General features: G+C 43.6%; 7 protein-coding genes. 1 reads left to right on the top strand and 6 read right to left on the bottom strand.

Annotation, left to right across the window (positions count from 1 at the left end; all coding sequences use genetic code 11):
* Nucleotides 1–540 precede the first annotated feature (540 nt).
* The 5 genes from ACE1CM_RS37905 to tnpA form a co-directional block, all read right to left on the bottom strand.
* Nucleotides 541–612: a hypothetical protein gene (locus ACE1CM_RS37905; protein ID WP_374884106.1), complete on the bottom strand. Its 72-nt coding sequence runs from the start codon at nucleotides 610–612 to the stop codon at nucleotides 541–543.
* 284 nt (nucleotides 613–896) lie between these two features.
* On the bottom strand, nucleotides 897–1,022 hold the full coding sequence (locus ACE1CM_RS37900; RefSeq protein WP_374884105.1) for a hypothetical protein: 126 nt from the start codon (nucleotides 1,020–1,022) through the stop codon (nucleotides 897–899).
* A 127-nt stretch (nucleotides 1,023–1,149) separates the two neighbouring features.
* Nucleotides 1,150–2,610: an MFS transporter gene (locus ACE1CM_RS37895; protein WP_374884104.1), complete on the bottom strand. Its 1,461-nt coding sequence runs from the start codon at nucleotides 2,608–2,610 to the stop codon at nucleotides 1,150–1,152.
* 83 nt (nucleotides 2,611–2,693) lie between these two features.
* Nucleotides 2,694–7,352, bottom strand: coding sequence for an amino acid adenylation domain-containing protein (locus tag ACE1CM_RS37890; protein ID WP_374884103.1), 4,659 nt, complete (start codon nucleotides 7,350–7,352; stop codon nucleotides 2,694–2,696).
* Nucleotides 7,353–7,477: 125 nt separating this feature from the next.
* Nucleotides 7,478–7,891 (bottom strand): IS200/IS605 family transposase, encoded by a 414-nt coding sequence (gene tnpA, locus ACE1CM_RS37885; RefSeq protein WP_374884102.1) that lies wholly within the window; start codon nucleotides 7,889–7,891, stop codon nucleotides 7,478–7,480.
* Nucleotides 7,892–7,941: 50 nt separating this feature from the next.
* On the opposite strand from tnpA, the gene ACE1CM_RS37880 reads away from it, so the two are divergent.
* Nucleotides 7,942–8,103: a helix-turn-helix domain-containing protein gene (locus tag ACE1CM_RS37880; protein WP_374884101.1), complete on the top strand. Its 162-nt coding sequence runs from the start codon at nucleotides 7,942–7,944 to the stop codon at nucleotides 8,101–8,103.
* Here the strand turns inward: ACE1CM_RS37880 and ACE1CM_RS37875 are convergent.
* The coding region (locus ACE1CM_RS37875; RefSeq protein WP_374884107.1) for a hypothetical protein at nucleotides 8,024–8,208 on the bottom strand (185 nt) is incomplete at its 5' end. The two genes, ACE1CM_RS37880 and ACE1CM_RS37875, sit on opposite strands and share 80 nt — an antisense overlap.

Genomic DNA, 8,208 nt, shown 5'->3' with positions numbered 1-8,208 from the left:
AATCCGGGGGATTCAAGCAAGGAAGAATTTCTTTTCTCTCCACGGATAAATCCGGGGGCAAGTGACCAGGTGCAGAGATCTTGAGAATGGTGCACTCTTAGCGTCTCCCATTCTCCCCGTCTGGTGCGTCTTCAAAGGTCAGATGGTTGACAGCGAAATCAAGCGATGATAATATATTTAATTGTCATGATAAATTGTGTAATTTGCAACAATAACTAAATAATTAGTAATTAAATAAAAATAGGATGCAGTTTTGAGAATGAAAGATTAAATTGTGCGATGGATAATGGTTAATAGCTAATTGGTAATTAAATTAAAAGGGGATGCAGTATTGAAAATTACCCTCACGATCGCGGCTTGCCTGGGAAGGCCATTATTTCAGTCAGAAACCGGGTTTCTTTAGGTAGATTTGGATTAGCCAATTCGGATAAGCGGATCGAGGTTACCAAGTCATATCATGTCCGGTTCTTCACCCATAGTTAGGAATGACGCTCCTGACACGGTGACACGGTGACGCGGTGATATTTTTATTAAGGGTAATTAGGCGGACATCATATCAAACAGGTGTTCCAAATAAGGCGAGAGACCCAGCGCTACCACACTCCAAGCCAAACCCGTGAGACTGTATAATGCGGCTTTGCGGATTAAAGCATACCAGAGCAAACCGGAAGCAGCGCCCAGGGTTAAATTACAGCGGATTGCAAATGATTGAGGTACAGCCTTAAGGCTGAGTTTGTCAAGCGCGCACCCTTAAGGGTGCGCGCTTGACAAACCAAGGTGTACCTCATCCGACTGCAATCCGCTATAAGTAGCAGGTAGACTGTGCCTTCAGCTAAGCCGACCGCGACACCCAAGAGGGCGAGTTCTTCGCGCGAGCGCATCCGGTGTGGGTGTGGTCAAAACCCGTTGGTGATATCGAAAAAATTTCTCCGCGTCACCGTGTCAGGAGCATCAGGAGCATCAGGAGCATCAATCTCAACCAACAACTTTTGATCGCATCCATCCGGTGTTCGCTCGGACATGGGGATGAAATTTTAAGACTGATGCGATGATGAATTTGGTGAGGGTGTGGTCAAAACCCGTTGGTGATATCGAAAAAATTTCTTTGCGTCACCGCTCTCCCTTGTCAGGAGCATCAATCTCAACCAACTACTTTTGACCGCACTCATTTAGTGTGGTGCCAGACTGATGAAAGTCAGGTTGATCGAACAAAGGAATTGTATCCGGTAACTCATCTTCCAGCAGACGCAGACGGGGATACAAGTAGGCAATGAAGGTGAAAATGATGCTAAATATCCCCATGATGACAAACATCAAACCAATACCTCGACCATGACCAACACCAATAATGTTTCCAATATTAGCTGCTCCCAACCCATCAGCAGCCATCAACGGTTCAAAAAATCGGTCAGCTAGTGGTCCGGCAATTAGATAAGAAAGCGGCAGAAAACCCTGAGTAACTGCAATGCGGAATGCAAAGACCTTTCCCTGTACTTCAGGAGCAACTTTCTTTTGGTAAATTACTTGGATTGCACCATTAACGATGGGGATTATAAAAAATATAAAGAAATCAGAGATAGTAAACAAAATCGGGTTAGGACGCAAGCCAGCTAAGACATAGAATAAACCGAAAAAGAACATCGAGGTAAATATGATATTCATCTGGCGCTGTGGTCCCCCCCATAAGCTCATAATGAAACTGCTGACTAACATTCCAGAGCTAGCAATGGAAGATATTGTACCTAGAGCTTGTGTGGAGGCAAAGGAAAGTACTAGAGGTGTGGTGAGAGCTTCAACACCGCCAATCAGAAAGTTGGTAATCGCTACAAAAGCCACTAACCCAATCAGTCCCGGACGCTCGATAAAATAATGCCATCCAAAGGTCACTTCTTGCCAGAATGAAGATAGGAACCCAACTTCTTCTCCTTTAGCTTCTCTATTCTGAACTTCGGGGAACTTCACCACTAATAAACAAACCAGAGCAAAACACAAAGTTGATAAATCGATGACAACAACTCCGGGAATCTTAACAGTTACTAACAGTGCAGCTGCCAGTGCAGGTGAGAGGATTTCCGCAATAGCTAACCTAATCTGCGTCATTGAACTGGCACGACCAAGTTGTTCTTTAGGTACTAATAATGTAGTCGCTGAAGAATAGGCGATCGCTTGAAAGGTACTGAAGCTAGAGCTAATAGCACCAATTAGGCACAGACTCCAAACTTCTAGGTTGCCATTGATAAATAACCAGGCAATGGTTAGGGTACACAACCCGGCGCAGAAGTCACTAATAATCATAATCCAGCGCCGACTCCAACGGTCAACAAATACTCCAGCAATGGGGGAGATAATAATCGCCGGTAAGGTTGTTGATAGAATCAGGAGAGTGAACTGGGTTGCTGAATTAGTATGCTGGTAAACCCAAATACTGAGAGCAAAACTGGTCATGCGAGAGCCAACCAGAGATAACACCTGACCAATCCAGATCAAGATAAAAACGCTCATGCTTTGAGTTATCTTTCCTCCATTACTGGAGAAATACTCGGTCCACTTCGATAAATACGATCCAAATCCTGGCTGTTCTTTTAACTCTGGTTGGTTGTTTTCTAACATAGCAATAGTGATGATTGGTTAATTAATCCTCAGATACCATCAGATACCCGACTTCTTTAAGAAGTCGGGTATCTAATGTCTCGTCATATTTTTGATTTGGTAACCTCCAGAAATCCGCTGTTCATCAGATAGGAAAAGTAGGTGAACAGTAGGCTATCGTCTACTGACGGATAAGTGATGGATAATTCCTCAAGACTATCCAGGGTTTCCTGACAATTAAACTCAAGTGTGACACTTCTTTTCCTAGGTTTTTTCTCAGAAAACATAGCGAGCAGAGGATATAAACTGTTATCAGTGGCATCGGTCGATAGATTGGCTATTTCTTCTCGCCATTGCTGCTCTGGTACTTCGGCAATTGAGTAGCCTTGAGAACGAATCGCATTGGCTAACTGATGCCAATAAATTGTTTGCGGATTGACAAAATGGAAGGTTTTGCCTAAAGATTCTGGCTCTAGGGAAAGAGCGATAATTCCTTTGGCTACATAATCTACAGGATTCATATCCACCATGTCAAAGCGTTGCGGAATACTCCCGAGTTGAATACAACCTTTAATCATGCGGTACAAAAAGTCATTTGTATTTGCAACTCCTGTTTGGCTATGACCTGTGATTCTTCCTAGTCTATGGATAGAAATAGGAATTCCCCTGGAGTTGGCAATTCTCACCAACTTATCAGCCACCAATTTACTTTGGGCATAGCCATTACTAAGTTCGGTCGCAAAATCATCAGGGTTATCCTGTTCTGTAATCACTTTGGTTTCTGCTGCATCAATAGCCAGAGGAAATACAGAAATAGTAGAAATGTAATGGACTGGCTTGATTTTTTGGCGGCAAGCTAATCGCAGAATTTCTTGAGTGCCGTTAACATTTGCGGCTTTGAGTTGGGCATAAGGCAGAACCGAATTAACTAATGCCCCGTTATGATATATCGCATCAACAAGGCCAGCTAATTCATCAAATTTACTTGCCGAAAGCCCCAAACGTGGTTGACTTAAATCTCCGACAACTGGAATAATTTTCCTGCCAATTTGTTCATCCCAGAGTAAATAAGATGAAAGGTTATCTTTGAGTTTTCTGTGAGCCGCTTCCACACTGTTTGCCCGAATCAAACAATAAATATTGCCTGGGGTTTGTTGCAGGAGTTCAGAGAGCAAAAATGCCCCCATAAAACCCGTTGCACCTGTGAGGAAAGAATGAAATGGTCGGGTGAAAGGTAAATCTGGTGTGCTTTCTGGAACAATGGCACTATCCAGGGTAGCTTCAGCAGCTAAGTCAAAGATGGAACTGTTTTTCGCTGGTGGTGAAATGGGGTTTCCTTGGTGAGCAAGTTCAATAGCTTCAGCGAGTTCAGCAACGGTTGGTGTTTCAAAGAAACGTAGTACAGGCAATTCAATTTGCAAAACCTCCCGCAGCCGAAAAATGAGTTGGGTAACTTTGAGAGAATGTCCTCCCAATTCAAAGAAGTTATCGTGGATGCCTATCTGTTGCGAAATATTCAGCACTTCTGACCAGATTTGCACTAACTGTCGTTCTAGTTCACTGCGAGGGGGTGTATAATCACCTTGCCGACTTAGACTGGCATCGGGAACTGGTAGCGCACGATAATCTACCTTGCCGTTAGCTGTCAGTGGCAGATTGTCGAGATTTACCCACACAGCAGGCATCATGTAGTCTGGTAGCATCTGCTTCAGGAAGCGATACAGTTCGCTGCTGGTTGGCGAATTTCCTTGGGGAACAATGTAGGCTACAAGGCGTTTGTCACCTGGCGAGTCTTCGCGGACAATCACTGCTGTCGATTGCACTTGTGGGTGTTGGGCGATCGCCGCTTCAATTTCGCCTATTTCAATGCGGAATCCCCGAATTTTCACTTGGTTATCAATTCGACCTAAGTATTCGATTTTGCCATCGGGTAAATAGCGCACCAAATCACCAGTTTTGTAAAGACGCGCCTCTGGTTGATTGCTAAATGGATTGGCAATGAATTTCAGTGTAGTGACATCTGGACGACCTAAATACCCCCTGGCTAAACCATCTCCACCAATGTGCAATTCTCCAGCTACACCAATGGGGACGGGTTGGAGGTAATTGTCGAGAATATAAGTGGTGACATTATTGAGAGGAGATCCTATCGGTACAGAAGTGGCTGTGGGATGCTTTTTCATGTACTCGGATAAGTCACAGCAAGTGGCTTCAACGGTTGTTTCTGTTGGTCCGTAGGCGTTTAGCAATTGGGGAGGATTCCCTAATGGTTGCACACAGGTTTGCCAGAGTTTTAAGGTTTCTGGTAAGGCTGGTTCTCCGCCAATAATTACTAATCGCAAAGATTCTGGGAGTGTTTCTTTTGTTTTGGCTAATTCTAGTATTAGCTGATGCCAGTAGGATGTGGGCAAATCTATGACTGTTAATTGCCACTCTTGGCATCTTTGGAAAAATCGACTGGCAGACAAGAGCATTTCATCTGTGCGTAGCACCACTGTACCGCCAGTAGTTAAGCAAGGATAAATTTCTTCGGCGGCGACATCAAAGGAAACGGGGGCAAATTGGAGAACTTTATCGCTAGAGGTGATTTTGTATTTATTTTGAGCCGAGATCGCAAAATTGACGATTGACTGATGCTCAATCATTACCCCTTTGGGTTTGCCAGTGGAACCGGATGTATAAATTACATAAGCTAGGTTATCTGGTTTGAGATTGCTGATGGGTGTAGTGGCTGATTGCTGTGCTATTTCTTTCCAATCTTTATCTAGGCAAATGCAGTGGTGTAAATTGTGTTTTGGTAGTGATGAGACTAGCTTTTCTTGAGTCAACAGGACAGATGCCTGGGAATCAGAGAGCATAAAGGCTAGGCGTTCTTGGGGATAGGATGGATCTAGGGGTAAATAAGCAGCACCGGCTTTGAGAATTCCTAGTAATCCAACTATCATTAATGGGGAACGCTCTACACAAAGTCCGACTAAGTTTTCTGTGCCTACTCCCAAACTTTGTAAATAATTGGCTAGTTGATTTGCTTGCTCATCTAACTCTCTGTAGGTTAGTTTTTGGCCGACAAATTCCACTGCGATATTATCGGGTGTTTGCAACACTTGTTTGGCAAACAAATCAGGCAGAGAAGCATTTTGGGGATAGGAGAGTTGGGTATTATTCCACTCTACTAATAATTGATGTTGTTCTGCTGTTGTCAGCAAGGTTAATTGTTTGACTGGTTGATGGGGATTGGCAATAATTGCTGCTAACAAGGTTTGGAAGTTGTTAGACATCCGCGAGATAGTTTCGCGGTTAAATAAATCGCTGTTATATTCCCACTTTAATCGGAATCCTTCGGCTGTTTGTACTACTTCGAGGGTTAAATCGAATTTGGCTACTTTATGCTCTTTTTCCACTGATTTTAAGCTCAAACCAGGGAGTTCCCAGCTAATAGGTTCCTGTTGCAAATCAAACATGACTTGAAACAAGGGAGTATAGCTGAGGGAACGTTCTGGCTGTAGGGCTTCTACGACTTGCTCAAAGGGTATATCTTGATGAACATAAGCGTCGAGGGTGACTTGGCGGACTTGCTTAAGTAGTTCTAAGAAAGTGGGATTTCCTAGTAGTTTTGTCCGCATTACTAGGGTATTGACAAAGAAACCAATCAGGGATTCTGTTGCTTGGTGGTGCCGGTTGGCGATGGGAGAACCAATGAGAATATCATCCTGTCCACTGTAGCGAGATAGCAAGGTAGCAAAAGCAGTCAGAAGCGTCATATATAGGGTTGCACCTGACTGCTGACTCAGGGTTTTTAATTGCTGTGCTACCTGGGAATTGATTTCCAATTCTACAATTGCGCCTTGGAAAGTCTGGACTGCTGGGCGTGGCCGCTCTGTGGGTAGTTTTAATAGTTGCGGTGCATCTGCTAATTGCTGTTTCCAGTAGTTTTGCTGGGTTGCTAATACTTCTGATGTGAACCAGTTGCGCTGCCACACTGCGTAGTCAGCATATTGTAGGGGTAACTCTGGTAAAGGGGAAGGCAATCCTTGAGTGAAAGATTGATATAAGGTAGATAATTCTTGCATGAAAATTGCCATCGACCAACCATCAGAAACAATATGATGTATTGTCAGCAAAAGCAAATGTTCTGCGGTGGAAAATTGCCAGAGGGTTCCCCGGATTAAACAATCATTTGTTAAGTCAAAGGGTTTTTGTGATTCTAAGGTTGCTAGACGCCGGAATTCTGCTGTATCTGCGGGTAAATTTTCTGCGTTGATAACGGATAGGGGTATAGTGACATTGGGATTAATTATCTGGGTTGTTGAACCATTGATTACCTGAAAATTAGTCCGTAAAATGCTGTGCCGGTTGACTATTTCTTGAATTGCTTCTGTTAGGGCGTTGACATTTAGATTTCCCTGAATATGCACCCCAAAGGGCATATTGTAGGTAGCACTTGCTCCTTCTAGTTCGTTGAGAAACCAAAGTCTTGCTTGAGCAAAGGACAAGGGGAATTCAGTTAGATTTTGGCAAGGAACAATGGGGGGTGCAATTTGTGCTGATTTGTGGTCAACAGAAGGTTCGATAAATTTCTCTAGTTCGGCGACGGTAGGCGATTCAAACAAACAGCGCAAGGAGATATCTAAATTAAATGCCGATCGCAGTCTTGAGATAACTTGAGTTGCTAATAAAGAATGTCCTCCCAACTCAAAAAAGTTATCATAAATCCCGACTTTTTCTACACCTAAGACATTAGCTAGACAGCCGGGAATCCCCACACCATACCTGATAAGGTTGGTGTGGGATGAGAGGCGTGTGAACGGACGATTCCACCCGTGAGAGAATTAATGGCGTAGCCGTTAAAAGCGATGGGGTGGATGAGGACGTGAACAGAAAATCTATGCTAGTTAATAGGTCGGTCTTGCTCATCAATATATTTCTTTAACTGTTCGACAGTCACACCGCCACAAGAAGCAATAAAGTAGCCATTTGTCCAAAGAACATCCTTCCAATAAACCCGATTTATTAAGTCGGCGAACTCTTTGCGTAAATATCGACTAGAAACGGTTTTAAGGTTATTAATTAACTTACTCGGCTCAGTCTGCGGGGTGTATTGTAGCAATAAATGAACGTGGTCGCGCTCTCCATTAAATTCTATCAATCGTCCTTCCCACTTCTCCATCAATGCAGTAAATATTTCTTCTAGGCGCGTCAGCATTGCATCGGTCAGTACTTGACGCCGATACTTGGTGGTTAACACTAAATGGCATTTGAGGTCTGAAATCCCCCTAGCTTTGTGAATTAAGTCTTTACTCACGGTTGACACTAAAATATTCCGGCTGCTATGATAACACTAATTCAGCACCTGTGGTCAAAACGCCTGTGAGAGTGACTTATCAGTACCAATTTTATCCAGACACCAAACAGAAGCAGCAGCTTAATTACTGGCTTAGAGTCTCGCGGTATTGGTATAATCGCCAACTTGGCGATCGATTCGATTGGTGGGAGATGAACGTGCGATTCGTTTAGCCGAAACCGAATATCGGAGGATGGCTAGCAAGGCAAGAACCTTGACAACTTGATAAACATGATGGTGAGGAAAGTAACCTAGAAATCCAAGTCCATCCCTCTTGG

Origin of the sequence: Microseira sp. BLCC-F43 (assembly GCF_041929235.1) — a bacterium.
Lineage (GTDB): Bacteria > Cyanobacteriota > Cyanobacteriia > Cyanobacteriales > Aerosakkonemataceae > Microseira.
The sequence above is the reverse complement of the archived record's forward strand: the minus strand, read 5'-3'. Positions and strand labels throughout refer to the sequence as shown.